This window comes from Aquabacterium sp., assembly GCF_049274795.1.
Classification (GTDB): Bacteria; Pseudomonadota; Gammaproteobacteria; order Burkholderiales; family Burkholderiaceae_C; genus Aquabacterium.
Window position 1 is genome coordinate 46,253 of sequence record NZ_JBASTH010000077.1, and the last position, 23,449, is coordinate 69,701.

A 23,449-nucleotide genomic window follows, 5' to 3' on the forward strand; every position below is an offset into this window, starting at 1 on the left:
TGCCCTCAGCGGTAGGCCAGGTTCAGCGAGGGCTCGATGTCCGACGACAGGCTGGGCAGCTCGGCCTGCTGCTGTGAGCCTGCCAGTGCCGCACGGCATTCGTTGCGGGCCTGGCTGCCGATCTTCCAGTCGCAACGGCTGAAGGCCACCTCCCGCTCGCTGGCATCGCGCAAGCGCTTCTCGGCGCTGTGCACCGCGTCCTGCATCACGCCGTAGAACACGGTCAGCAGCACGATCCAGACGGCCAGCAGCACGGTGTAGAACAAGTACGGCATGAGCGACGCATCGTCGTCCTGCGTGCTGGCTGCTGTCTTCAGGCTCCAGGTGGGTGCGCTCATGGTGGTGTCCTTCCTACTCGGCTCTCGACGTTGCTCTGCGGCTCATCGGCATTGGGCTGAATCGTGCGCCAAAGCCGCACGCTTGCGCAGAGGGCTGTTGCCGAAAGCGATGTCAGCCACATCTGACGCGCCGCCCCCAAGTTGACGCACCACGGCCATCGCGTAACAGCACGTCAGCGCTTGCTGACGACAGCTTCATCACTTGACTACAGACGCTGCGAAGGGCTGTTCCTACAGTCCGATCAAACGCTCGCCTGACCTCGCCGGCACCAAGACCGGCACGCAGCGGGCGCCCTCCCCTGACATCCAGCCCCACATCCATCCATCGAAAGGACTCGCCATGAACTGGGATCGCGTGCAAGGCAATTGGAAGCAACTCAAGGGCAAGCTGCAAGAGCAATGGGGCCAACTGACCGACGACGACTTCGACCAGATCGAAGGCCGCCGTGAACAGCTGGTCGGCCGCCTGCAGGAGCGCTACGGCATCGCCAAGGAAGAAGCCGAGCGCCAGGTCGACGACTGGACCTCCACCTACCACTGAGCCCCCGGGCAGATGCGCGGGCGACCGTCCCCCGCCACCGCATCCACCCGTCCGCCGGCCCGCCGGCACAGAGCAGACAACCTTCAGGAGTGTGAGATGTCTCACCCAGCCCCCCGAACGAGCAGCGCCCCGCGTGGCCGCCCCAACGCCAACGATGCACTGCATTCCCTGTCCCTCGACGAAGACGCCATCGAAGCGGCCCGCAAGGGCCTGGACGATGGCGCCGTGACGCCCAGCTACGGCCCCTGGCGCGACGAGATCGTGCGCCTGCTCAACGGCGCCCTGGCCACCGAACTGGTATGCGTGCTGCGCTACAAGCGCCACCACTTCACCGCGCACGGCATGGCCTCGCCCAAGATCGCCGAGGAGTTCATGGTGCATGCCAATGAAGAGGCCGCCCATGCGGACCAGATCGCCGAACGCATCATCCAGCTCGGCGGCGAGCCCGACTTCAACCCCGTCGGCATCCTGGAGCGCAGCCACGCCGAGTACGACACCTCCAAGGACCTGAAGGCCATGGTGCGCGCCAACCTGGTGGCCGAACGCGTCGCCATCGAAAGCTACCGCCAGATGATCGCCCTGATCGGCGACAAGGATCCCACCACCCGACGCATGCTGGAGGCCATCCTCAGCGTCGAGGAGGAACACGCAGACGAACTCAAGGACATGCTCGAATGAGGCCTACCGTGAACAAAAATCAGAAATTCATCTTCACCACCGCTGTCATCGCCGCCACGGCCATGTGGAGCCTGGCGCCCCGCGTCGCGCGCGCCGAGCCTTCGCCAGCGCTTGACCGCGTCAGCATCTGGCTGGGCGGCTTCCAGGCCGACATCAAGGGATACACCTCGGTGCGTGACCCGGGCAACAACGTCGACACGGGTGATCAGCAGATCCTGTCCGGCAACAAGACGGTACAGCGCGCCAAGCTGGACTGGCTGATCATGGAGAGCCAGGGCTTCTCGGTGGACTACTTCCGCATCAACGACAAGAGTTCGCGCGCCATCACGCAGCCCTTCACGTTCGAAGGCGTGAACTACACCGCCGCCGGCCGCATCGCTTCCGACACCACGCTGGACGTCGGCAACTTCTCGTACCGCTGGTGGTTCGGCGATGCCAGCAACAACCACGTGTTCGGCCTGGGCCTGGGTGCCGCCTACTACAAGCTCGATGCCACGCTCAACGCCTCTGTCGGCGTGGGCCCGCTCAGCTACACCACCATCCAGCGCTACGACGATTCCGGCTGGGCACCGTTGGTGACCCTGGGCTGGCGCAGCAAGATCTCCGAGCAGGTGCGCATCTATGCCGACCTGTCGGGCGTGCGCAAGAACGGCAGCGACCTGTCGGGCACCATCACCAATGCCGCCATCGGCGCCGAATGGTTCCCCTGGAAGAACCTGGGTATCGGTGCGGAATACGCCTCCACCCGCATCCGCCTCAAGCAGAGGGACGATGCCTCTACCGCCCGCGTGCGCCTCGAGTTCGACGGCCCCGCCGTGTACATGCGCCTGCGGTTCTAGAATAGGTTCATGCCAGGACCGGGGGCCTCACCTTCCATCAAGCAACGATTGCAGTCACGCCTGAGCGCGTGGCTGCAGCCCGTGGCCTTCCTGGGAGAGGTGCTGCTGGCCACGGGGCGGGCCTTCAAGGGCTGGCAGTTCCGCAAGCCTGACCTGGTTCGCGTGCTCAACGAGGCCAGCGCCCAGGCCCTGCCCATCGTGATGATCGTCAACGCCCTGGTGGGGGCCATCCTGGCCTTCGTCGGGGCGGTGCAGCTCGTCAAGTTCGGGGCAGGCATCTATGTGGCCGATCTGGTCAGCATCGCCGTCACCCGTGAGATGGCGGCCGTGATCACCGCGGTGGTCATCTCGGGCCGCACGGCGGCTTCCTTCGCGGCCGAACTGGCCACCATGCAGGCCAATGAAGAGATCGATGCCCTGCGCGTGCTGGGCCTGGACCCGATCGGCTACCTGGTGCTGCCCCGCGTGCTGGCCCTGCTGGTGATGATGCCCCTGCTGTACGTGTATGGCTGCGTGGCCAGCCTGCTGGGCGGCATGGCCGTGGGCACCACCATGCTCGACCTCAATTCCCAGGCCTACTTTGATCGTGCGCTGCTGGCCAGCCCGCTGAGCTATGTGGCGCTCGGCATGAGCAAGACCGTCGTCTTCGGCGTGCTGATCGCCATCGGCGGCTGCTTTGCCGGCATGTCCGCCAGCCGCGATGCTGCCGGCGTGGGCCGCGCCACCACCAAGGCCGTGGTCACCGGCATCGTCGGCGTGATCGCGCTGGACGCCATCTTCGCCGTGTGCGCCAACGCGCTGGACATCTGAGCCCATGAGCCGCCTGGACGTCAAACACCTCACCATGCGCTTCGGCGACAAGCTCATCCAGAAGGACATCGACTTCTCGGTGGAATCCGGCACCATCTTCGCCATCATGGGCGGCAGCGGCTGCGGCAAGAGCACCCTGCTCAAGCACATGATCGGCCTGCTGACACCGGCCGAAGGACAGGTCTGCGTGGACGACGAGGACTACTGGGCCGCCACCGAGGACGCACAGCGCCGCATTCGCCAACGCTTCGGCGTGCTGTTTCAGAGCGCGGCCCTGTGGACCTCCATGACCGTGCTGGACAACGTGCTGGTGCCGCTGGGGCTCAAGGCACCTGAGCTGAGCACTGCCGAGCGCCGCGACCGTGCGATGGAGCTGCTGTCCTGGGTGGACATGGAGGCGTCTGCCGCCAAGCAGCCCTCCGACCTGAGCGGCGGCATGAAAAAGCGCGCCGGCCTGGCCCGCGCCATCGCCGGCGAGCCCGACTTCCTGTTCCTGGACGAGCCCTCGGCCGGTTTGGACCCGATCAGCTCCGTGCGGCTGGACAAGCTCATCACCGACCTGCGTGACCGCACCGGCGCGGCCGTGATGATCGTGAGCCATGAACTGGAAAGCCTGCTGTCCATCGCCGACGACGGCATCTTCCTGGATGCCGAGAGCAAACAACCCATCGCGCGTGGCAAGCCGGCCGACCTCAAGGCTACCGGCGACACCCATCCCACCGTGCGCGCCTTTCTGAACCGACAGGAGCCTTCGTCATGAAACGCAACGCCCTGATGATCGGCCTGTTCGTGCTGATCGCCCTGGCCCTGGCGGCCGTGGCCATCACCCTGCTGGGCGGCAACCGGCTGTTCGAGCAGCGCACCCGCGCCGTCGTCTACTTCACCAACAGCGTCAAGGGCCTGTACATCGGTGCGCCCGTCACCTTCCGTGGCGTGCCCATCGGCCAGGTCGACACCATCGGCATCGAACTCGACCCCAACACCCTGGTCACGCGCGTGCCCGTGCAATTGTTCATCACCTCCAAGCTGCTGCAGATGAGCGGCGGCAACGACACCATGGACCTGCGCGATCTGGTGCAGCGCGGCCTGCGCGCGCGCTTGGCGCAGCAGAGCATGGTCACCGGTCAGGCCCTGATCGACCTGGACTTCGACCCCAAGACGCCCCTGGCGATGATGGGAGATCCCAACAGCAAGAGCGTCGAGATCCCCGTCGTCAAGGGCGCCTTCGATGATCTGGTCGCGCAGATCACCGAGCTGCCCTTGAAGGATACCGTGGGCGACCTGCGGCGTACCTTGTCCGAACTGCAGAAAACCTCGGCCGCCGCGCAATCGGTGATGAAGCAGGCCGGCGAAGACTGGCGCCAGGCCTCGCTGGCCGCGCAGGCGACCATGAAGAGCACCGACCGCACGCTGCAATCCGTCGGTCAGCAGGCCAATGCCACCTTGCTGTCGGTGCAGAACCTGTCGGACACCACCCGCGGCCTGGTGGCCACCACCCAGCCGGACATCACCCGCACGCTGGCCTCCACGCGCGATGCGGCACGCTCCATCGAGGTCGGCATGCAATCGTTCGCAGAGCTGTCCGCCCCCGGTGGCGCCCCCCGTGAAGACCTTGAATCCACCCTGCGCGATCTGTCCCAGACCGCACGCAGCCTGCGCCAGGTGGCCGAGCTGCTGGAGAACCAGCCCAATGCCCTGATCTTCGGGCGCCGTTGAGGAGACACCGCGCATGCGCACACAGCACCATCAGCAGGCCACCAAGCCCGTGGCATCCTCCCGGACGCCTGAGCATCGCCGTGGCCGGACCATCCTGTGGCCACTGCTGGCCGCCGCCTGCATCGCCGGTTGCGCCACCAATGCGCCCGAACAGCATCTGCTGGCCCTGACGACACCCGCCCTGCCCAATGCGGCGTCCGTGCCTGCCCAGTCCAGCAGTGCGCGCTGGCTGCAGGTCGGCCGCCTGGAGATCCCAGAGTACTGGCAATCACACGCGGTGCGCTACCGCGAGGGCAATGAGGTCAAGACCTGGGACAACACCGTGTGGGCCGAGCGCGTGGAAGTGGGCCTGACCCGCAACCTGGGCATCGAGCTGGAACACGCCCTGCCCGCCCCGTGGCGCCTGTGCCCGCAACGCTGCGATGGCCGCGCACGCCGCCCGGTGCGGCTGCTGATCAGCCTGTCGCCCATGGACTACGACCGCGGCACCCAGACCTTGAGTGCCTGGGCCCAGTGGACCCTGATCGGCGCGGAAGGCCAGGCGCTGCACACCAGCAACCAGGCCCTGCAAAGCAAAGGCAGCGGCACTCAGGCCGCTGCCCAGACCGACGCGATGGCCGGCATGATGAAAGCTGTCGCGGACCTGGTGGCCCGCGACGTGGCCCAGGTTCCAGCGTCAGCGACTGAACACCTTGACGCCAAGCACGGCCAGTAGCAGCACCACCAGCGCCAGCACCAGGAAGATCCCGAAGAGCAGCTTGGCGATGGAGGCGGCGCCTGCCGCCACGCCGGTGAAGCCCAGCAGACCGGCCACGACGGCGATCAGCGCGAAGATCAAGGCCCATTTCAGCATGATGATTCCTTTCAGTGTTCTGTGTTCTGGGGCACCTGAATTGCGCATCACTGGATTCACATCCATGCACCCCTCAGTCACCCATAACGCCATGCTCCCGCATCGGCAGGCCACCTGCCGTCGGCACCACGCCCCAGCGCGGGACAGCGCCCGCTGATCCGCCTGTCGGCGCCCACTGACGCACGCACGAGCCTCGCAAATCACCCCTCAGATGTCCGAAACCCCTGAAACACGGGGTCGGCCATCGCCTACATGGCAACCAGTCCACGACGACAGACGCCTCGATGCCGCCTGCCTAACATCACCGGCATGCTGCAAACACATCACAAGAACGATAACGAGGTACCCCAGATGAAGATCGTGAACATCAAGGAACTGGACCAGGTCCTGAGCACCGTGCACCTCGACGAGGCCCACGACCCGCTCCACGACGTGGAAGTGAGCCTGGCCAACCACAAGGTGGTGGTCGTGCCCTGCATGCTGGCCGTGGCCGACCGCCCCCAGGTGCCCCAGGAGATCGCGCTGGTCATCCCCCGCGACCTGTGCCGCAAGGGTCAGCCCACCCGCCATGGCCTGATGCACGCTGCCGCCGAGGCCGTGCGCCGCCACCTGGCCCACCGCAAGCACCCCTGGCTGGAAGTGCGCGCCCGCGTCAACGGCGTGCTGACGCCCCTGATGCGCGTGCACACGGCCTGACACCCGCGCCAACGCCTAAACAACGTCAAAAGCAAAGGCCGCCCAAGGGCGGCCTTTGTGTTCTTTGTGTTGTGCACTCACCATCGTGCCTGGAACGAACGGTGACTCAACTGGCGGCCTCGCAAGCCTGGTCGGCCTGGCGGGCAATGTCCTTGTTGCCCGGATCGATCAGCGGCACCACCGCCGCCACCGGGTTCAGGAAGCCCAGGGCCACAGCGCCAGCCACCCGCGGCAACAAGGCCGAGGCCTTGATCGACACCTTGGGGTCATTGAGCGGGCCATTGACCAGCACCGGCGTGCGCAAGGTCAGCAGACTGAAATCCTTGGGTGCCACGCGGGCCTGCAGTGCCATGCGCTCTTCCTTGAGCGACAGGCTGCCCTGCACCCACACGCTGGAATCCTTGGTATTGACCACGAACAGCTCCGGCGTGAGCGTGCCATTGAAGGCCTTGATGTCGGCGCGAGCGCAGGGTACGTTGAGCGATTCATCACCCTTGATCCACACGCCCAGCAACTGGGCCACGTCGATGCCGGCAGCCTCGACAGCCAGGTGCGAGAGCGTGCCATCACGCAGGCGCACCTGCACCGGCCCCGTCAGCGAGCCCAGAATGGCGGCGGTGGACTGCCCTTCGCCCTTGACCAAGGCCCGGCCATTGATGCGGCCCGTCAGATAAGGCGGGCGGCCTGCCGGCTTGAGCGCCTTGATCCAGTTCTCGATCACCACGTTGTTCACGCTCAGATCGGCATTCCACAGGGCCTTGCTCTGCTGACGGCCATCGAGCGCCAGGCGCCCTGACAGTTCACCCTGGGCCGTGCGGGCCTGCAGATCACTGATGGTCAGCACGGATTGGTCGAGCACCAGATGGCCCTTGAGGGGCTCCAGCGGCGCCAGCGTGTCCGAGCCCAGGTCCATCTGCGCGATGTCGATCACCACATTGGCGTTCATCACGGCCAGCGAGGGCAAATCGAAACGGCGATCTGGCAGCACACGTTCGTCTTCACTGCGGCTGGAGGTGGGCTGGCCATTGGTGGGCACGCCCACGGCCGGCCCCAGGTCGGCCAGGGCCAGGCGCGAGCCCCCCAGCCGGCCCAGCAGCATCGGCACCCGCAGGCTGCGGTCGAAGGCGAACTCACCGCGCAGGCGGCTCGAGCCGATCTCCGCGCCCTTGACGACCACGAAAGTGCGCAACCCCCGATGCCGCACGGTGCCGTGCATGTCGAAATTGCCCGTGGTCGGCAAGGTCACGCCCAGGGGCTCGCCCATGGCGGCCAGCGAGGGGCCACGCGCCTTGAAGGTGCCCAGCACATCGGCCTGCGCGCTGAGCTGGTCCACCGAGCCGTTGAAATCGACCCGGGCCCGCCCGACGTTCAAGTGAAAATCAATGGGCCAGGCCGTGCGGCCGTCCCCACCCAGCAACCACGGCGCCAGTTGCCCGGAGGTCAGCAATGCTTTCAAGGGCAGGCGCTGGTAGCTGCCCAGGGTCTGGGCGCGCAGCCCCTCGGCCACGTCGCCGTCGACCTTGGCGGGCGCCCGGCGCGCATCGCGCACGCTCATGGACACCTCGGTCTTGGATTGCAGCGCGAGCGGCGTATCCTGGTAATGGATCTCGCCACGGGCCAGTTGGAGCACATCAAAGTGCAGGCCATCGAGCAGCGACGGCGCACCGGGCTGGCTGGGCCTCGGGGGTCCGAACTGCCACGAGGCCTTGTTGTCGGCGGTGCGCTCCAGCCAGGCCACCAGCTCCCGCGCCTTAAGCTGCTCCACCAGCACGGGCTTGCCCCGGTAGGCGCGCCACAAGTCGTGGTAGGCCACCTGCAGATACGCCCCTTCGGCCGAGACCATGAAAGGCGTCTTGCTCCACTCGGGCGCACCAATGCGCAATTGATCGGCCCACACACGGATGCCGCCGATCAATTGCACGCGCGCCTGCCCCTGGCCCCGGGCTTCACCGAAGCTCACATCCCGGCGCAGTGTCTGTGACAGCATGCGCTCGACCGGGGCAGACAGCCACGGCCAGCCCCGGTGCTCGCCATAGGCCACAGCGCCGACCGCCCCCACCACCAGCACCCCGCCCAACCACCAGCCCACGCGGGGGCCAGTGCGGCGCGGTGACGATGGTGGCGGCGCGGGCGTCACCGGTGGCTGAACCTGCTCGTCGCTCATCGAGCCCCCAGTGCCACGTGCCCGTGTTCACCCAGGCCCACAGGCTTGCCGACGATCACCGAGGCGGCCACCGCGAACAGGCGGATCACCTTGCTGGAGGGCGAATCCCAGAAATCCACCGTGCGCGGCACGAACTTCAGTGCGCGCAGATCAGGGCTGTCCGGGCCATCGGGGAACCAGGGCTTGGCAAACGCTGACCACAGGTGTTCCTTGGTCGGCGTGTCATCGAGCAGGTAGGCATGGCCTTCCATCGACACATAGCTGGCATCGGATTCATTGGAGAAGGCCGCTGTGATCGACTCCAGCCGCACGCCCTGCATGGCGGAGGCGCTGGTCAGGAACCACAGGGCGCCATCCTTGTCGAGCAGGATGGGGCTCATGGGGCGGCTGGCAAGGTGATGCTCATCGACCGCGGTGATCATGCACACCTTCATGTCTTCGATCAGGTCGGCCACCTTCTTCATGGCGGGATGGGTCTGGTCATGCACTTTCATGGCATTGCTCCTCGCAGGGTGGGAAAACACAGCCCCAGATTGCCTTCCACGATGGCGCAGGGCCATCAGCGCATGGCGCAAGCGCGCGTCAGCAGTGTCTGACAGCCACGATGCGCCGTATGCAGTGCCTCAAGGCCTCAATGCCGCTTCTTGCGCTTGAGCGCATCCTGATGGCGGTAGAACTGGTAAGTCAGCTCCACGCCGAACAAGATCACCATCGACACGTAGTTCAGCCACACCAGCAGCACCGCCAGCGTGCCCGCCGCACCGAACACCGAGCCCACCACGCCCTGCCCCAGGTAGAGCCCCAGCCCCCACTTGCCGATCTCGAACAGCACCGAGGTGGTCAGCGCGCCAGCCGCCACCGTCATCGGCTTGAGGCGCACCGGCGCCATCAGGCGCAGCATCATCCCGAACAGCAGGGACAGCATCAGCAGCGACACACCCGCCTGCAGCAGGCTCAGCAACACCGCCTCGGCCTGCGACCAGCGCGCCACCCACTCGCCCACCACCACCAGGCCCGCGCTGACCAGCAGCGACACCACGAGCAGAAAGCCGATGCCGATCACCAGCGTGAGCCCCTTGAGCCGCTCCATGACGGCGCTGAGCCAGGCATAGCGGTAAGTGCGCTGCGTGCCGAAGATGCGCCCGAATGCGGCCGACAGCTCGCCGAAGAGCGCCGTGGCGCCGATCAGGGTGCCCCCCAGGCCGATCAGGCCGGCCTGCCAGCTGGCCGTGGACAGGTAGCTGGCCTGGATCATGCGCTGCAACAGCTCCGCCCCCGACTGGCCCAGCAGATCCTTGAACTGCTCCACCACATGGCCCTCGACACTGGCGCGGCCATAGAACACGCCCGACAAGGTCACGGCGATCACCAGCACCGGCGCCAGTGAGAACGCCGCGTAGTAGGCCAGCGCCGCAGCCGTGCCGATGTTGCGGTGCTCGATCCAGGCCAGCGCGGCATCTCGCAGGACGATCCATACTGTAGGCAGCCGGCTTGTCGAGCCGGCTGCCTCGTTCACGTCTGCTGCCTGGCCATGAAGTCCACGATCCGCAAGGTCTTCCATTCCTACACGCCTCCGCCTCGTTGGCTGTCCGGCCACGCCCCGGGCCGACTACTGTGGACCCGCCGCCGCCTCTGGCTCTCGGTGGCCATGGGCGCCGTGGCCTGGGTCACCGCGCCCGCCACTGTCGATGCCGTGCACCGGGGGCTGGCCGTCTGGTGCGCCTTCGGCCTGGTGTACCTGCTGCAGGGGCTGGCCCTGATGCTCACAGCCGACACCGATTCCATCGAGCAGCGGGCCCGCCATGAAGACGAAGGCGCCGACATCATTCTGCTGCTGATCGTGCTGGCCGCCGCAGCCAGTTTCGCCGCCGTGGTGATGACACTGGCCGGTGCCGCCGGCAAGGGCCCCGACAGCCTGGGCGTGGCCCTGACAGGCGGCAGCATTGCCATCGCCTGGTTGCTGATCCACACGGCCTTCGCGCTGCACTACGCCCATCGCTACTACATCGTGGCCCATGGGCGGCACAACGCGCAAGATGCCCCCCTGGACTTCCCCGGCCGGCAGACGCCGGTGTATGTGGATTTTCTGTACTTCTCGTTCACGGTGGGCGCCACCTCCCAGACCTCCGACGTGGCCTTGCTGACCACGGAGATGCGCGGGCTGGTGCTGCTGCACGGCGTGGTGTCCTTCCTGTTCAACACCACCTTGCTGGCACTGACGGTGAACATCTCCGCCTCCCTGCTGCGCCCTTGAGGGGGTCGAGGGCGCACGGCCGGGGCCACACAGGTTCTGGCAGGATCCCTTGCACATCAGGACACCTCCGCCAGCACGGCCGCGTGATCGGACAGGCGGTTCCACGGCGCCTGTGACAGCACACGCACGGACACCGGCTCCAGATGGCGCACGTAGATGCGGTCCAGCGGCAGCACGGGCATGCGCGCCGGGAAGGTACGGGCCAGGCGCCCCCGCAGGCTGTGGTGCACCTCGCGCAGGCCGGCCTGCAGCAAGGCGGGGTGGCCGCGCTGGCGCCAGTCGTTCAGGTCGCCCGCCACGACCAGCGGGGCATCGGCAGGCACCTGCTCGTTGATCAAGGTGACCAGGCGCCGGATCTGCTCCTGGCGCTGGCTTTCCAGCAGGCCCAGGTGGGCGCAGACCACGTGCAGCGTCTTGCCCCGGGGCTTCCAGTCCAGTTGCCCATGCAGCAGGCCGCGCTTTTCAATGGTGTGCACGGACACGTCCTGGTTGCGCCAGGCCACGATCGGGAACTTGGACAACACCGCGTTGCCATGGTGGCCCTGCGGGTAGACGGCGTTGCGCCCATAGGCGAAATCACGCCAGATGGTGTCGGCCAGGTATTCGTACTGGGATTGCGCCGGCCAGCCGTGCACGCGCTGGGCATGCGTGTCGTGCTGGCCCAGCACCTCCTGCAGGAAGACGATGTCCGCATCGCAGTGCTGTACCGCCGCCTTGAGCGCCGGCAACACGAAGCGCCGGTTCATGGCCGTGAAGCCCTTGTGCAGGTTCAGGGTGAGCACCTTCAGCGGCGCAGCCGGATCGCCGCGGCTCACCGAGCGGGGGGCCGGGTCACTGTGGGGGTCTCGGTACATGGGGTGGCAGGCATCGTTGGTCTGGATGGCACTTACCTTATCGGGGGCATGGCGCCAGGGCTGTCGTCCGCGACTGAAGCCCCTGTCGGCCAGCACTGACACCGCCATCGGCAGCCCGGGGCTTGTAGGCATCCCCCTACGCGACAATCCGCACCACCTGACGGCGACGCTGTCGGCGGCATCCGCTAACATCGCGCAGATCCCCGACCCAACATCTGTTCGAATACTGAACGAACGGCTGCCGTTCGAGCCCTCAACAACCTCAGCGCACCCAAGGAGCCGTGATGACCACGGACGCGGAACTGGACGTCAATATCCTCGTGGTGGACGACCTGGCCCAGAACCTGCTGGCCATGGAGGCCTTGCTGGCCCGCCCTGGCGTGCGCGTCATCAAGGCATCGTCCGGCGTCGAGGCGCTCGAACTGCTGCTGCTGCACGAGGTGGCCGTGGCCCTGCTGGATGTGCAGATGCCCGAGATGGACGGGTTCGAGCTGGCCGAACTGATCCGGGGCCGGGACAGCACCCGCCACATCCCCCTGATGTTCGTGACGGCCGCGGCGGCCGACCAGCAGCGCCAGTTCCAGGGCTACGACTACGGTGCGGTCGACTTCCTGCACAAGCCGGTGGAAAGCCACGTGCTGATCAGCAAGGTCAACGTGTTCATCGAGCTGTACCGCCAGCAGCGCCACATCCGCCTGCAGAACGCCCGCCTGAGCGAGACCCTGCAACTCAATGAGATGTTCGTGGCCGTGCTGGCCCACGATCTGCGCGTACCGCTGACCGCGATGTCGCTGGGCGTGCGGCTGCTGCGCGACTCCGTCAGTGCACCCCCTGCATCAGCCCTGCTCGACCGGGTCGAAGGCAGTGCCGCGCGCATGGGCCGCATGATCGAGCAGTTGCTCGATCTCTCACGCATCCGCAGTGGCCAGCTCACCCTGGCCCTGCGCAGCCAGGATCTGGCCTTGCTGACCGAACAGGCCCTGCACGAGCTGGACCCGGCCAACAGTGGCCGCCTCACCCTGACGGTGGCGGGCAATACACAGGCTCGGGTGGATCTCGACCGCTGGCAGCAGGTGCTCACCAACCTGCTCGGCAACGCATTGACCCACGGGCACGCCGGCTCGCCCATCAAGGTCACGCTCGACGGCCGCAACGCCCACATGGTGGTGCTGGAAGTGAGCAACCGCGGCACCATCGCCGCCGAGAAGCTTCCGGAGCTGTTCCAACCCTTCAAGCCCTGCCCCAACGCGCCGCTCAAGCCGCGCACCAAGGGCCTGGGGCTGGGCCTGTACATCGTCCACCAGTTCGTGCGGGCGCACGAGGGAACCATCGATGTGCAATGCAGCGCGCAGGACGACACAACGACCTTCGTGGTGCGGCTGCCCCGCTCCCCCCTGAACGACCAGCACGAGATGCTCGGCACCGCCGGCGCCACGCTGGTGGCGCAAGGCGACTGCCACTGAGCGCACGCGCAAGGCCAGGGCTTACACCCCGGAGGCCGGGCAACCCGTCCACAGCTCCAGCCCGTCCAGGCGCACATCCCAGCCCTGGGCGCGCAGCAGGGCCATCAGGCAGGCCTGCGTGATGCGCAAGCGCTGGGCCATCTCCCAGCCCTGGGCCGGATCCAGATCATCCCGTGCCGGGCCGGGCTCCAGCCTCCAGAAGCAGCCCCGTGCGCCATCCGATCGCACGGTGAGTTGCGCACCGGCAGAGTCCTCGTGGTCAAACCAGAACCACAGCGCAGCCAGCACGCCGTAGTAGGCCTCCACAGAAGCCGCGAAAGGCCAGGGAAAGCCTGCTCGATCAGGTGCGGGCTCGGGTGGCTGGATCTCCAGCGCCAGCTCGCGGCACTTGAAGGCCAGCCCCACCCAGCCCTGGCACACCTGCAGCACCTGGTCCAGGCTCACAGGCTCCAGGCTGTGCATCCAGCGCGCCAGCCCCCGCCCCACATCGATGGCTTCGCGGATGTCATCGCACAGGGCTGTCACGGCATCGCTCACGGAGCCGGCCGCGCCATCGCCCTTGGCCATGGACACCTTGAGCAAGGTGGTGCGCAACTCGATCACCATCAACTGGTTCATCAGGTCGTGCCGCATCGATGGCACCACGCGCTGCAGCACTTCCAGGCGCACCGAGTCGGCGCTGGGCTCTGCGCTGAACGCGGCCAAAGGTTGAGCCAAGGTTGCGGGAGACAACGAAACACTCACGGTGCACCACCAGCCATACGGCATCTATGACGAACCAAGGCGGCGAGGCCTCAAGGCCTGCCGCCCGCTTCAAGACGAAGAAATCAGATCCAAAGAACGAAGAGGAAAAGCTGCTTGAGCCTTACTTGACGAAGTCAGCCTTGGCCTTGGCCTGGCAAGCGTCCTTCGCATCGCCCTTGAGGGCATCGCACTTCTCCTTGGCCGCAGCATACTTGGCATCGAGCTTTTCTTCAGCGGCATGGTTCACGGCCTTGCCGGTCTTGAGCTGGACTTCGGCATCGGCCTTGGCGGCCGTGTAGGCGGCTTCAGCTTCCTTCTTGCAGACGTCCTTGTCGTTGCCGGTCTTGTCGTCGCATTTTTCCTTGGCCAGGTCGTACTGGGCTGCGGCGATGTCCTTGTGGGCATCGAACGTGGCCTTGGGGGTGTTCTTGTAGGCCGCTTCGGCCTTGGACACCGTGCTCACATGCTGCACCTTGGCTTCGGCCTTGCACACGTCGGCAGCATTGCCGCTGAGCGACTTGCACTTGTCCTTGTCAGCGTCGTACTTGACCTTGGCCTCGGCCTTGGTCTGCTCATAGGCTTGCTTGTTGCCCTTGTTGGCATGCATGTCAGCCTGCGCGGCCGATGCCAGGAACAGGGCGCCAGAGGCGAAAGCCAGCGATTGCAGGGCGGTACGGGCGAAGTGGGATGTTTTTGTCATGGGTATCTCCGTGTGGTTTCAAGTCAGGGCCAGACACCGTCATCGGCGACTTCCTCAGCGTTCGATCCTGATGCGGTGCCGATGAAGTGTGGCGGCCGGTGCTGTTCGCGGCACGGGGATGGATGCCTAGATTGCAGGCAGCATCGGCTGATAGGCCTGTAGGGCAATGCCGACACCCAGGCCGGGGGTAGGCCGGGGACTACAGCCGATCGCGCGCTCCGCTGATGCCGGGCAATCGGACAAATGCCTAGAGTGGGCTCATCGGACCACAACGAGGAGAACATCATGACCTTGGGAACCATCCTGCTGATCGTGCTGCTGCTGATGCTCATCGGCGCCCTGCCCACCTGGCCCCACAGCCGCAACTGGGGCTACGGCCCTACGGGTGGCCTGGGCCTGGTCGTCGTCGTTCTGGTAATCCTGGTCCTGCTGGGCCACATCTGACGTGGACGTCGACCTCGCCATCGTCGGTGCGGGATCGGCGGGCATGGCGGCCTACAAGGCCGCCGCCCGCCACACCAACCGCATCGTGGTGATCGAAGCCAGCGGCTACGGCACGGTCTGCGCGCGCGCGGGCTGCATGCCCAGCAAGCTGCTGATCGAAGCCGCCCACCGCGCACACGCCGTGCGTCAGGCCCACCGTTTCGGCATCCAGGCGGTGGGCGCCCGTGTGGACGGTGCGGCCGTGATGGCCCGCCTGCGTGAACTGCGTGACCACTTTGTCGACAGCGTCATCCGCGAGGTCGAGGCCTGGCCTGCGGCACATAGGCTGGTGGGGCGTGCCCGGTTCATCGGCCCTTGCCTGCTGCAAGTGGATGACCACATGCAGGTCAAGGCGCGCAGCGTGGTGCTCGCCACCGGCTCACGCCCGGTCGTGCCGCCCGAGTGGCGCGACGGATTGGGCGAGTTGCTGCTGACCACCGATACCGTCTTCGAGCTGCCCACCCTGCCGCGCTCCATCGCCATCATCGGCGGAGGCGCCATCGGCACGGAGATGGCCCAGGCCATGAGCCGGCTGGGCGTTCGGGTGGTGTGGCTGATGCGCGAAGACGCCCCTGGCGGGCTCAAGGATCCGGCCTTGCGCCCGCTGGCCATCCCCTTGCTGTCCGAAGGCATCACCCTGATCACACGCACCCAGGTGCGCGGCATGTCGCAGGTCGACGGGAGCCAGGCCCGCGTCGAGTTCGACGTGACTGGCGGCGAGCGCGGCAGCACGGTGGTTGAAAAGGTGCTGGTGTGCATCGGCCGTGAACCCGTGCTCGATGGCCTGGACCTGGACAAGGCCGGGCTGGTCCTCAAGGACAACAAGCTGCAGGGCCACGAAGACCGCAGCACCCGCGTCGGTGAAAGCTGCGTGTTCCTGGCCGGCGATGTGAGCGGGGCACACCCCGTGTTGCACGAAGCCGTGCGCGATGGCCTCCGCGCCGCCACCCAGGCCGTGGCCCAACCGGGCCCGCCCAATCATCTGCCCGAAGCACCGCTGGAAGGCGGGCGGCGTACACCCTTGCGCATCGTGTTCAGCGATCCGCAGATCGCCGCCGTGGGCCGCTCGCACGACGAGTTGTCGCGGCAGCCGCAACCGTTCGTGACCGGCGTGGCCGACTTCACCGACCAGGGCCGCAGCCGCATCAGGGACATGAACCGTGGCGCCTTGCGCGTGTACGTGTGCCGCCAGCGCCGCGTGCTGCTGGGCGCCGAGATGATCGGCCCCTGCGCCGAGCACCTGGCCCATCTGCTGGCCTGGTCCATCCACCAGGGCCAGACCATCGATGCCCTGCTGGACTGCCCCATTTACCACCCCGTGGTGGAAGAGGCCGTGCGCACCGCGCTGGGCCATGCCCGCGGGCAGATCGCCGGTCAGGCCACGGCCCGTCCCACATCGCCTTTGTCAGCATGTACCGACATGGGAATCGGCCTGTGATGACTGGGCAGACCCGCACCTCGCTCTTATCGTTCTGACCATGCGGAACGCCGGTCTGGCCGGCAGCCCGCCCGACCCGAGACCTGCCGCAGCACCACGCCGCGGCGCCCAAAGGAGAACAGCATGAACACCAACAAACGACACCTGATCCTGCCCGTCACCCTGGCCCTGCTGGGCGGCGTGGCCCTGAGCGGCTGTGACCGCAACGACGAGCGCACCGCCGGGCAACAGCTCGACAGCGCCGTGGCCAGCGCCTCCAGCGCGATGGACAACGCCGCCGCCGATGCCCGCCAAGGCGCCGCCGAGCTCAAGGCCGACACGCAAGTGGCCATGAACGACGCCCGTGACGCCAGCGCCAACGCCGCCAACGAGGCCAGCGCCAAGGCCAACGAGTTGGGCCAGAAGATCGAATCGACCGTGGCCGACGCCACCATCACCACCAAGGTGAACGCCGCCCTGGCCGCCGATGACAAGCTCAAGGCCACCAAGATCAACGTGGACACCAAGGCCGGCCAGGTCACGCTGACCGGCGTGGCCCCTGACAGCCAGTCACTGGCCCGCGCCTCCGAGCTGGCCCAGGCCGTCGACGGCGTGACCAACGTGGTCAACCGCCTGAGCGTCGACAAGACCTCCTGATGCCTGACGGGTCAAGAATCCACCCGGCCCCGGGGAGGTGACAAGCGGACCGTGTGGAGGAGACAAGGCAACAGCCCCACACAGACAGTCAACAGACACCGCCCCTCCCCCGCCTGGTGGCGATGCCGGGCGCGGAATGAGGATCGAACACCATGGAGACCATTACCATGAAAAAGAACAAAGCCCCTCATTCCGCGTCCGACGCGCCCTTGCCCCACGAACGCGATCAAGACCACCACAACGTCGGCCCTGACCAGGACGGCGTCATCGAACAGGCCAGACGCGACATCGAGTCCGGCCAGATGGACACCGACCTGCACGGCATGCGCGGGCTGGACCAGATCAAGAAACCCGGGCGCCACCAGCGCCCCTGACCACGATAGCCTGGAGTGCGACATGGGTGAGTTCCACAGACTGATGACCGACGACCACACCACCGTGCGGCTGTACATGGATGCGATCAAGCGCATGGGTGAACTCAACCCCGATCTGCGCCGCGAAGCGCTGGCCGAGCTGATGTGCTTCCTGATGGCGCGCGACAGTGCCCTGGGCCGTACCGATGTCGGCGGCCGCAGCATGACGGAAGACCCACGCTTCACCGAGCGCGAGAGCTACCACGCCATCCTGCCGCGCCTGGTGGCGATGGATCCGTCGGCCGACTACTGGTCCACCATGTTCGACGTGGTGCACACCAAGGTCGAAGGCGCGCTGATGGCCGAGGAAATGCTGGTGTCGATGTGGCGCACCTCGCCCCAGGCCGAGGCCCTGGCCTGCGAGTTCTACCTGGACCAGCGGGAAACCATGCTGCAGCGCCTGCGCCGCTCCCTGGAGCGCTCCCTGCCGACCTCGACGCGTTTCGTCGACCACCCCTTGTCCCACCACCCTGCCATGCAGGCCGCGGCGGCCTGAAGATGTCACGGGCTGATGCCCCTGAAGTGCGTGGCCGGCCGGGCCCATGGGATACCATGGCCCACCTGCCAGCGAGCCCCCCGGGGCGCACAGCAGCGTACTTCGGACAGCCCTTTGACGCCAGGCCGCAGCGCCACCCTGACCCAGACCGGATGAACATCATTTACATCGAAGACGCGCCCGACGTACGGGACATGGTCGAACTGCTGTTGCAGTCGTGGGGGCACGACGTCCGCTCGTTCGAGAGCGCCGAAGCCGCCAGCGATGCCCTGCAGACCACCGGCGTCGAGCTGTTGATCAGTGACCTGGAGCTGCCCGGCATGTCGGGCCTGGAACTGATGCGCCAGGTGATGAGCCACAACGTGCACGTGCACGGGCTGCTGACCGGCCACCGCGCCGAGATGTACCGCCCTCACCTGCCCGAACGGGTTCATATCCTGTCCAAGCCCTTCGATGTGGATGAGCTTCAGAAGCTGCTGAACGGTCTGGGCTCCGCCAACTGAGCGTGCGGTGCCAGCCCGCCAGGGTGGTGTGTTCCATGACCCCATGTGCACGCCCTAGAGGCCCCAAGAGGACCCCATGAGGACCTTTCGCTGCGATCACTGCGACAGCCCCGTCTACTTCGAAAACCCCCGCTGCGTGGCCTGTGGCCACACCCTGGCCTTCCTGCCAGACCAGTTCCGGCTGGCCGCGCTGGAGCGCACCGACGATGGCCTGTGGCGCATCGCCGGCGAGCAGCAGGCCGAGGCCCTGCCTGATACCCAGGCCGATACCCGGCCAGCCTACCGCCTGTGCCACCACTATGTGAGCACCGACACCTGCAACTGGGCCGTCGAGGCCGCCGACACCCATGAGCTGTGCGTGTCGTGCCGGCTCACGCAGGAGATCCCCGATCTGTCACTGCCCGGCCGCCAGGCCTCGCTCTACAAGATGGAATTGGGCAAGCGCCGCCTGGTGTTCAACCTGCGGGAGTTGGGCCTGCCGCTGTTCGAGCACGAAACCCTCAACCCGCTGCGCTTTTCCTTCCTGGAGAACGTGCCCGAGGCCGGCTTTCATGTGATCACCGGCCACGACCACGGCCACATCACCATCAACCTGTCCGAGGCCGACGATGTCGAGCGCATGCGCTCGCGCAACGAGATGGGCGAGCCCTACCGCACCGTGCTGGGCCACTTTCGGCACGAGATCGGGCACTTCTACTGGGATGAGATCGTCGCACCGCAGGAACAGCGGCTGGAGGCCTTCCGCGCGCTGTTCGGCGATGAACGCGAGGATTACGGCGAAGCGCTCAAGCGACACTACGAGCAGCCCGATCCGAACTGGGCCAATGAGCACATCTCTGCCTACGCCAGCGCCCACCCCTGGGAAGGCTGGGCTGAGACCTGGGCGCACTACATGCACATGCGCGCCGTGATCGAGACCGCGGATGATTTCGCCGACAGCGTGCGCCTGCCCGGCCAGGATGCCAAGGCGGCGCGACTGGCTAGCGCCAACGCCTGGCTGCTCCACACACAGCCCGATTTCGACCGGCTGATCCTGCGCTGGATGCGGCTGGGGCTGGCGCTCAACGCCCTGAACCGCAGCATGGGGCTGGACGACGCCTACCCCTTCACGCTGTCGGAGCCTGTCCGCGAGAAGCTGCGCTTCGTGCACGACACCGTGCGGGCATCGGCCATCCTGGCCTGAAGAAGAAGCAGCCTCAAGCGCCTCGGATCACATCAGGCGCTCGAACAGGCGAGCGCCTTGCTCCTTGAGCCGCTCGAACACCGGGCGCTTGCGCCAGGCCTGGGGCTCGATCGGTGTGGAGACGCGCAGATCCTGCTGGAACAGGGCCTCCATCGATTCAGCGAAATCGCGCCCGAGCACCACCACGTTGATCTCGTTGTTGCTCACGAAGCTGCGCCAATCCATGTTGCTCGAGCCCACCGTGGACCACACGCCATCGATCACGGCCGTCTTGGCGTGCAGCACGGCGCTGTCGAGTTCATAGAGCTGCACGCCCGCGGTGAGCAGCCGTTGGTAGTAGGCACGCCCCGCATAGAGCACCGGGCTGAAATCGCTGATGGACGGCAGGATCAGCTGCACCTGAACCCCGCGCTGGGCCGCATCGCACAGCGCCTGGATCATGTCCTCGCCGGGCGAGAAGTAGGCCATGGTGATGTGGATGCTGTGCTGCGCCGCGTCCAGCGCCGTGAGCAGAGAGACATAGGTGTCCATGCCTTTCTCATCTGGGCCGCTGGCAATCACCTGCAGCACCTTGTCGCCACGCTTCTGGCCGCCCTTGGGATCCGCCCCGGTGACGATGCCTGGCTCGACGGCCGGCTTGCAGCCTTGCGCGTCCCAAGTCTGCCGCACGATGCGGGCCATCTCGGCCGCCGCAGGCCCGTCGATGCGGATCTGCGTATCGCGCCAGCCAGGCTGCGGCGCACCGTCGCGCGGGCGGTGCTGCTTCTTGAACAGCGATGAACCCGAAGAATAGACCTTGGAAATGTTGATGCCGCCAGTGAAGGCCTGCTGCTCGTCCACCGCCAGGATCTTGCGGTGGTCACGGTGGTTGATGCTCCAGTAGCCAGGGCGGGTCAGCGGGTTGATGGGGTTGAAGGCGCAGGTGTGCACACCCGCATCGCGCAGGCTCTGGAAGAACTCGCGCGAGGTGCCGATGGAGCCCACCGCGTCGTAGATCACATGCACGGACACGCCCTTGCTGCGCTTGCGGATCAGCAGATCGCGCAGACGCAGGGCCACCTCGGCGTCTTCGATGATGTAGCTCTCCAGCCAGATCGAGCGCTTGGCAGCCTCCAGCGACTTGAACATCGCCGCGAAGGTGTCAGGCCCATCGACCAGCAGGTGCACGTCGTTGTCGGCCACCAGGCGCACGCGCTCCTGGGCCGTCATCGCGGTCAGGTGGCGCTTGACCAGATCGGCCCGGCCTTCGGATTGCACCTGGTTCAGCAGGCGCGCGCGCTCGCCGCGGCGCAGGTCATCGCTGGCCGTGGCCACCTGCACCCGGGCGGCCAGGTGCGCCGTGCTGGCGGGCGCATCAGGCTGTGCGCGCCGTGGTGCCAGCGAGCCGCAGGCGGTCAGCAGCACCACGCCCGCCAAGGCACATATGCCATACAAGGTCTGGAAGGTGCGCCGCATCGGGCGCACCTTCCCATGGCCGCTGGCCAGCACCACGGAGGCACTGGCAGCGGGTCTCCTCGGTCGTCCATCTTGTTTTGGGGAAGGGATCACGCCACACCTCAGCTGCGCCGTCCAGACAGGGGCATTGTGGACAGCTCCTTGGCCGCGGCCTATCAGCGCCCGCCGACACCGTTGTCAAGAAGCGCTGACACACCGTGTGACATCCATGCCCGACACCGGTGCACGCACCGCGCGCAGGCCGTGAAGTCAACGTCAGGCTTCACTGACCTTCAGTTCAGTCCTGACTGACTGCCCCGGGCCAGCCGCGCTTTTACGCTGGAGTCTCGGTTTTGCCAGCCGCCATCAACAGGAAAAGGCTGGCCGGATCTCAAGAAGGAGACCCCCATGAGCTACGCAACCGAAGTGATCGACACCGTCAACGACGTCATTGAAAACTGCAAGGACGGCGAGTACGGCTTCAAGGAGTGCGCCGAGCACGCCGACTCTCCCACCCTCAAGACCATGTTCGAGCGCCGCGCCACGGAGTGCCAGTCCGCAGCCACCGAGCTGCAGCGCATCGTGTACGCCAACCAGGAGCAACCTGCCACGGGCGGCACGGCCTCTGGCGCGCTACACCGCGGCTGGCTGAACATCAAGGCGGCACTGTCGCTGTCCGATGACAAGACCGTGCTGGAAGAGTGCGAACGCGGCGAGGACCGCGCGCTCTCCCGCTACGACAAGGCGCTGAAGAAGGATCTGCCCGACGAGATCCGCTCGGTGCTGGTGGCCCAGCGCGCCGGCGTACAGCGCAACCACGATCTGGTGCGCTCGCTGCGTGACCAGGCCCGCGCCGCCGCCCACCATTGATGGACCACCCTCAATGAGAAAGCCGCCCGAGGGCGGCTTTTTTCCTTCGATCAGGCCTTCGCCGTGCGCCCGTAGCGTGCCATCAGAGCCTTGCGCTTGGACGGCTGCAGGTTCACGCGCGAGATGTCGCCGTCATAGTGCGCCAGCACCTTCTTGTCCATCAAGGCGAACCACAGCGGCGGGATGTAGGCCACCATCAGCATGGCCGCATATCCCGAGGGCAGTTGCGGGCCCTCGTCGAAGTGCCGCAGGGCCTGGAAGCGCCGCGCCGGGAAGGCGTGGTGATCCGAGTGGCGCTGCAGGTGGTACAGGAACAGGTTGGTCACGATGTGGTTGCTGTTCCAGGAGTGGCGGGGCTGGCAGCGCTCGTAGCGTCCGTCGGCACCCTTCTGGCGCAGCAGGCCGTAGTGCTCCAGGTAGTTCACCACCTCCAGCAGCGAGAAGCCGTACACCGCCTGGATGATCAGGAAGGGCAGCACGGCCCAGCCCAGCCAGGCCACCACGCCCGCGAACATCAGCAAAGAGATCGCCCACGACTGCAGGTTCTGGTTGTGCACGCTCCAGGCGCCCTTGCCCTGCTTGGCCAGGCGTTCGGCCTCCAGTTCCCAGGCGGATTTGAGGCTGCCCATCACCGTGCGCGGCAGGAAGGCCCAGAAGGTCTCGCCCATGCGGGAGCTGGCCGGATCCTCGGGCGTGGCCACGTTCTTGTGGTGACCGCGGTTGTGCTCCACGTAGAAGTGGCCGTACCAGGAAGGCGCCAGCGCGATGCGCGCCAGCCACTGGTCCAGCGTGTTCTTCTTGTGGCCCAGCTCATGGCCGGTGTTGATGGCGATGCCGCTGACCAGGCCCACGCTCAGGCCCAGGCCGAGCTGGGTGTACCAAGCCATGTCCACGTTCACGAACAGCCAGGCGCCCCACAGCGTCACGGCCCACTGCAGCGGCACGAAGGCGAACAGCACCCAGCGGTAGTAGGGGTCGGCCTCCAGCGCGGCGATGGCGCTGTCGGGCGGGTTCTCGCGGTCTTCGCCGACGATCCAGTCCAGCAGCGGCAGCACGCCGTGCACGATCAGCATGGGCAGCCACACCACCCAGTGCCATTGCAGTTGCTGGAAGATGCCCAGCGCCACCAGCCCGATGACAGGCACGGCCGGCCCCAGCAGCCACAGGTAACGTTTGTGATCCACCCAGGGTGCCTGGGCCACGCTGGCTTGTGCCATGTCTTGTACTCCTTTGTGTCCGAGGGCGCGCTCGGCGCCGATGAGCATCAGTGTGCTCAGACAAGTGTATGAACTGAATCCCTGCAAAGCCGCCTCAGTGCAGTCAGACGCCGGGGGCCGCCCCGG

The 23,449-nt window shown here is 66.6% G+C and carries 28 protein-coding genes; 18 read left to right on the forward strand and 10 right to left on the reverse strand.

The features are described 5' to 3' along the window. Window positions 1–5: 5 nt before the first annotated feature. A complete protein-coding gene (locus WAQ08_RS12165) occupies window positions 6–338 on the reverse strand; it encodes a hypothetical protein (RefSeq protein ID WP_422191837.1) in 333 nt (110 codons plus the stop codon). Between the two features lie 340 nt (window positions 339–678). Here WAQ08_RS12165 and WAQ08_RS12170 point away from each other — a divergent pair, with 340 nt between their 5' ends. The 7 genes from WAQ08_RS12170 (at window position 679) to WAQ08_RS12200 (ending at window position 5,637) form a co-directional block, all read left to right on the forward strand. Continuing rightward, complete coding sequence (locus WAQ08_RS12170) at window positions 679–879, forward strand: CsbD family protein (protein ID WP_422191838.1); 201 nt, start codon at window positions 679–681, stop codon at window positions 877–879. Window positions 880–975: 96 nt separating this feature from the next. Beyond that, the gene (locus tag WAQ08_RS12175) at window positions 976–1,557 is read left to right on the forward strand and encodes a ferritin-like domain-containing protein (protein ID WP_422191839.1); all 582 of its coding nucleotides are present in this window, start codon (window positions 976–978) and stop codon (window positions 1,555–1,557) included. Window positions 1,558–1,565: 8 nt separating this feature from the next. Then, window positions 1,566–2,396, forward strand: a complete 831-nt coding sequence (locus WAQ08_RS12180; protein WP_422191840.1) for a hypothetical protein — start codon at window positions 1,566–1,568, stop codon at window positions 2,394–2,396. A 9-nt stretch (window positions 2,397–2,405) separates the two neighbouring features. Continuing rightward, entirely contained in the window at window positions 2,406–3,206 is an 801-nt protein-coding gene (locus tag WAQ08_RS12185) for an MlaE family ABC transporter permease (protein WP_422191841.1), read from the forward strand. A gap of 4 nt (window positions 3,207–3,210) precedes the next feature. Beyond that, entirely contained in the window at window positions 3,211–3,966 is a 756-nt protein-coding gene (locus tag WAQ08_RS12190; RefSeq protein ID WP_422191842.1) for an ABC transporter ATP-binding protein, read from the forward strand. Continuing rightward, the gene (locus tag WAQ08_RS12195) at window positions 3,963–4,922 is read left to right on the forward strand and encodes an MlaD family protein (protein ID WP_422191843.1); all 960 of its coding nucleotides are present in this window, start codon (window positions 3,963–3,965) and stop codon (window positions 4,920–4,922) included. Before WAQ08_RS12190 ends, WAQ08_RS12195 begins: the two co-directional genes overlap by 4 nt. Before the next feature lie 13 nt (window positions 4,923–4,935). Next, window positions 4,936–5,637: a PqiC family protein gene (locus WAQ08_RS12200; RefSeq protein WP_422191844.1), complete on the forward strand. Its 702-nt coding sequence runs from the start codon at window positions 4,936–4,938 to the stop codon at window positions 5,635–5,637. On the opposite strand, the gene WAQ08_RS12205 is transcribed toward WAQ08_RS12200, so the two are convergent. Then, on the reverse strand, window positions 5,599–5,775 hold the full coding sequence (locus WAQ08_RS12205) for a DUF1328 domain-containing protein (protein ID WP_422191845.1): 177 nt from the start codon (window positions 5,773–5,775) through the stop codon (window positions 5,599–5,601). The two genes, WAQ08_RS12200 and WAQ08_RS12205, sit on opposite strands and share 39 nt — an antisense overlap. Before the next feature lie 309 nt (window positions 5,776–6,084). Here WAQ08_RS12205 and WAQ08_RS12210 point away from each other — a divergent pair, with 309 nt between their 5' ends. Continuing rightward, window positions 6,085–6,471: a hypothetical protein gene (locus tag WAQ08_RS12210; RefSeq protein WP_422191846.1), complete on the forward strand. Its 387-nt coding sequence runs from the start codon at window positions 6,085–6,087 to the stop codon at window positions 6,469–6,471. 106 nt (window positions 6,472–6,577) lie between these two features. Here the strand turns inward: WAQ08_RS12210 and WAQ08_RS12215 are convergent, their stop codons facing one another. The 3 genes from WAQ08_RS12215 to WAQ08_RS12225 form a co-directional block, all read right to left on the reverse strand. Then, window positions 6,578–8,635 carry an AsmA family protein gene (locus WAQ08_RS12215; protein WP_422191847.1) on the reverse strand — a complete coding sequence of 686 codons (2,058 nt, stop codon included), beginning with the start codon at window positions 8,633–8,635 and terminating at the stop codon, window positions 6,578–6,580. Continuing rightward, a complete protein-coding gene (locus tag WAQ08_RS12220) occupies window positions 8,632–9,129 on the reverse strand; it encodes a pyridoxamine 5'-phosphate oxidase family protein (protein ID WP_422191848.1) in 498 nt (165 codons plus the stop codon). The genes WAQ08_RS12215 and WAQ08_RS12220 overlap by 4 nt, the downstream gene beginning before the upstream one ends. 137 nt (window positions 9,130–9,266) lie before the next feature. Then, a complete protein-coding gene (locus tag WAQ08_RS12225) occupies window positions 9,267–10,151 on the reverse strand; it encodes a YihY/virulence factor BrkB family protein (RefSeq protein ID WP_422191849.1) in 885 nt (294 codons plus the stop codon). Between the two features lie 15 nt (window positions 10,152–10,166). Between WAQ08_RS12225 and WAQ08_RS12230 the strand changes: the two genes are divergently transcribed. Next, window positions 10,167–10,889 carry a DUF1345 domain-containing protein gene (locus WAQ08_RS12230; protein WP_422191850.1) on the forward strand — a complete coding sequence of 241 codons (723 nt, stop codon included), beginning with the start codon at window positions 10,167–10,169 and terminating at the stop codon, window positions 10,887–10,889. Window positions 10,890–10,945: 56 nt separating this feature from the next. On the opposite strand, the gene WAQ08_RS12235 is transcribed toward WAQ08_RS12230, so the two are convergent. Beyond that, window positions 10,946–11,743 carry an endonuclease/exonuclease/phosphatase family protein gene (locus tag WAQ08_RS12235; RefSeq protein WP_422191851.1) on the reverse strand — a complete coding sequence of 266 codons (798 nt, stop codon included), beginning with the start codon at window positions 11,741–11,743 and terminating at the stop codon, window positions 10,946–10,948. A gap of 284 nt (window positions 11,744–12,027) precedes the next feature. Here WAQ08_RS12235 and WAQ08_RS12240 point away from each other — a divergent pair, with 284 nt between their 5' ends. After that, the gene (locus WAQ08_RS12240; RefSeq protein ID WP_422191852.1) at window positions 12,028–13,206 is read left to right on the forward strand and encodes a hybrid sensor histidine kinase/response regulator; all 1,179 of its coding nucleotides are present in this window, start codon (window positions 12,028–12,030) and stop codon (window positions 13,204–13,206) included. A 21-nt stretch (window positions 13,207–13,227) separates the two neighbouring features. Here the strand turns inward: WAQ08_RS12240 and WAQ08_RS12245 are convergent, their stop codons facing one another. After that, a complete protein-coding gene (locus tag WAQ08_RS12245) occupies window positions 13,228–13,923 on the reverse strand; it encodes a hypothetical protein (RefSeq protein WP_422191853.1) in 696 nt (231 codons plus the stop codon). 148 nt (window positions 13,924–14,071) lie between these two features. Next, window positions 14,072–14,650 carry a hypothetical protein gene (locus tag WAQ08_RS12250; protein WP_422191854.1) on the reverse strand — a complete coding sequence of 193 codons (579 nt, stop codon included), beginning with the start codon at window positions 14,648–14,650 and terminating at the stop codon, window positions 14,072–14,074. A 285-nt stretch (window positions 14,651–14,935) separates the two neighbouring features. On the opposite strand from WAQ08_RS12250, the gene WAQ08_RS12255 reads away from it, so the two are divergent. The 7 genes from WAQ08_RS12255 to WAQ08_RS12285 all read left to right on the forward strand — a co-directional run bounded on the left by WAQ08_RS12255 (window position 14,936) and on the right by WAQ08_RS12285 (window position 19,802). Further along, the gene (locus WAQ08_RS12255) at window positions 14,936–15,094 is read left to right on the forward strand and encodes a DUF3309 family protein (RefSeq protein ID WP_422191855.1); all 159 of its coding nucleotides are present in this window, start codon (window positions 14,936–14,938) and stop codon (window positions 15,092–15,094) included. Between the two features lies 1 nt (window position 15,095). Next, window positions 15,096–16,571: a dihydrolipoyl dehydrogenase gene (locus WAQ08_RS12260; RefSeq protein WP_422191856.1), complete on the forward strand. Its 1,476-nt coding sequence runs from the start codon at window positions 15,096–15,098 to the stop codon at window positions 16,569–16,571. A 123-nt stretch (window positions 16,572–16,694) separates the two neighbouring features. Further along, window positions 16,695–17,207, forward strand: coding sequence for a BON domain-containing protein (locus WAQ08_RS12265; protein WP_422191857.1), 513 nt, complete (start codon window positions 16,695–16,697; stop codon window positions 17,205–17,207). 167 nt (window positions 17,208–17,374) lie between these two features. Next, the gene (locus WAQ08_RS12270; protein ID WP_422191858.1) at window positions 17,375–17,581 is read left to right on the forward strand and encodes a hypothetical protein; all 207 of its coding nucleotides are present in this window, start codon (window positions 17,375–17,377) and stop codon (window positions 17,579–17,581) included. A gap of 22 nt (window positions 17,582–17,603) precedes the next feature. Further along, entirely contained in the window at window positions 17,604–18,116 is a 513-nt protein-coding gene (locus tag WAQ08_RS12275; protein WP_422191859.1) for a hypothetical protein, read from the forward strand. A gap of 152 nt (window positions 18,117–18,268) precedes the next feature. After that, a complete protein-coding gene (locus WAQ08_RS12280) occupies window positions 18,269–18,619 on the forward strand; it encodes a response regulator (protein WP_422191860.1) in 351 nt (116 codons plus the stop codon). A gap of 76 nt (window positions 18,620–18,695) precedes the next feature. Then, entirely contained in the window at window positions 18,696–19,802 is a 1,107-nt protein-coding gene (locus WAQ08_RS12285; RefSeq protein WP_422191861.1) for a zinc-binding metallopeptidase family protein, read from the forward strand. Between the two features lie 27 nt (window positions 19,803–19,829). Here the strand turns inward: WAQ08_RS12285 and WAQ08_RS12290 are convergent, their stop codons facing one another. After that, a complete protein-coding gene (locus tag WAQ08_RS12290) occupies window positions 19,830–21,257 on the reverse strand; it encodes a phospholipase D-like domain-containing protein (RefSeq protein WP_422191862.1) in 1,428 nt (475 codons plus the stop codon). A 387-nt stretch (window positions 21,258–21,644) separates the two neighbouring features. On the opposite strand from WAQ08_RS12290, the gene WAQ08_RS12295 reads away from it, so the two are divergent. After that, on the forward strand, window positions 21,645–22,106 hold the full coding sequence (locus tag WAQ08_RS12295; RefSeq protein ID WP_422191863.1) for a ferritin-like domain-containing protein: 462 nt from the start codon (window positions 21,645–21,647) through the stop codon (window positions 22,104–22,106). 50 nt (window positions 22,107–22,156) lie between these two features. Here WAQ08_RS12295 and WAQ08_RS12300 read toward each other — a convergent pair whose 3' ends face one another. Then, complete coding sequence (locus WAQ08_RS12300; RefSeq protein WP_422191864.1) at window positions 22,157–23,323, reverse strand: alkane 1-monooxygenase; 1,167 nt, start codon at window positions 23,321–23,323, stop codon at window positions 22,157–22,159. Window positions 23,324–23,449: the final 126 nt, after the last annotated feature.

Coding starts and splice junctions, on each gene's coding strand:
- WAQ08_RS12200 (WP_422191844.1), top strand. CDS start 4,936: ATGCGCACACAGCACCATCAGCAGGCCACCAAGCCCGTGGCATCCTCC.
- WAQ08_RS12195 (WP_422191843.1), top strand. CDS start 3,963: ATGAAACGCAACGCCCTGATGATCGGCCTGTTCGTGCTGATCGCCCTG.
- WAQ08_RS12175 (WP_422191839.1), top strand. CDS start 976: ATGTCTCACCCAGCCCCCCGAACGAGCAGCGCCCCGCGTGGCCGCCCC.
- WAQ08_RS12300 (WP_422191864.1), bottom strand. CDS start 23,323: ATGGCACAAGCCAGCGTGGCCCAGGCACCCTGGGTGGATCACAAACGT.
- WAQ08_RS12265 (WP_422191857.1), top strand. CDS start 16,695: ATGAACACCAACAAACGACACCTGATCCTGCCCGTCACCCTGGCCCTG.
- WAQ08_RS12280 (WP_422191860.1), top strand. CDS start 18,269: ATGAACATCATTTACATCGAAGACGCGCCCGACGTACGGGACATGGTC.
- WAQ08_RS12215 (WP_422191847.1), bottom strand. CDS start 8,635: ATGAGCGACGAGCAGGTTCAGCCACCGGTGACGCCCGCGCCGCCACCA.
- WAQ08_RS12230 (WP_422191850.1), top strand. CDS start 10,167: ATGAAGTCCACGATCCGCAAGGTCTTCCATTCCTACACGCCTCCGCCT.
- WAQ08_RS12255 (WP_422191855.1), top strand. CDS start 14,936: ATGACCTTGGGAACCATCCTGCTGATCGTGCTGCTGCTGATGCTCATC.
- WAQ08_RS12290 (WP_422191862.1), bottom strand. CDS start 21,257: ATGCGGCGCACCTTCCAGACCTTGTATGGCATATGTGCCTTGGCGGGC.
- WAQ08_RS12190 (WP_422191842.1), top strand. CDS start 3,211: ATGAGCCGCCTGGACGTCAAACACCTCACCATGCGCTTCGGCGACAAG.
- WAQ08_RS12205 (WP_422191845.1), bottom strand. CDS start 5,775: ATGCTGAAATGGGCCTTGATCTTCGCGCTGATCGCCGTCGTGGCCGGT.
- WAQ08_RS12250 (WP_422191854.1), bottom strand. CDS start 14,650: ATGACAAAAACATCCCACTTCGCCCGTACCGCCCTGCAATCGCTGGCT.
- WAQ08_RS12295 (WP_422191863.1), top strand. CDS start 21,645: ATGAGCTACGCAACCGAAGTGATCGACACCGTCAACGACGTCATTGAA.
- WAQ08_RS12170 (WP_422191838.1), top strand. CDS start 679: ATGAACTGGGATCGCGTGCAAGGCAATTGGAAGCAACTCAAGGGCAAG.
- WAQ08_RS12185 (WP_422191841.1), top strand. CDS start 2,406: ATGCCAGGACCGGGGGCCTCACCTTCCATCAAGCAACGATTGCAGTCA.
- WAQ08_RS12165 (WP_422191837.1), bottom strand. CDS start 338: ATGAGCGCACCCACCTGGAGCCTGAAGACAGCAGCCAGCACGCAGGAC.
- WAQ08_RS12210 (WP_422191846.1), top strand. CDS start 6,085: ATGCTGCAAACACATCACAAGAACGATAACGAGGTACCCCAGATGAAG.
- WAQ08_RS12275 (WP_422191859.1), top strand. CDS start 17,604: ATGGGTGAGTTCCACAGACTGATGACCGACGACCACACCACCGTGCGG.
- WAQ08_RS12240 (WP_422191852.1), top strand. CDS start 12,028: ATGACCACGGACGCGGAACTGGACGTCAATATCCTCGTGGTGGACGAC.
- WAQ08_RS12220 (WP_422191848.1), bottom strand. CDS start 9,129: ATGAAAGTGCATGACCAGACCCATCCCGCCATGAAGAAGGTGGCCGAC.
- WAQ08_RS12270 (WP_422191858.1), top strand. CDS start 17,375: ATGAAAAAGAACAAAGCCCCTCATTCCGCGTCCGACGCGCCCTTGCCC.
- WAQ08_RS12285 (WP_422191861.1), top strand. CDS start 18,696: ATGAGGACCTTTCGCTGCGATCACTGCGACAGCCCCGTCTACTTCGAA.
- WAQ08_RS12235 (WP_422191851.1), bottom strand. CDS start 11,743: ATGTACCGAGACCCCCACAGTGACCCGGCCCCCCGCTCGGTGAGCCGC.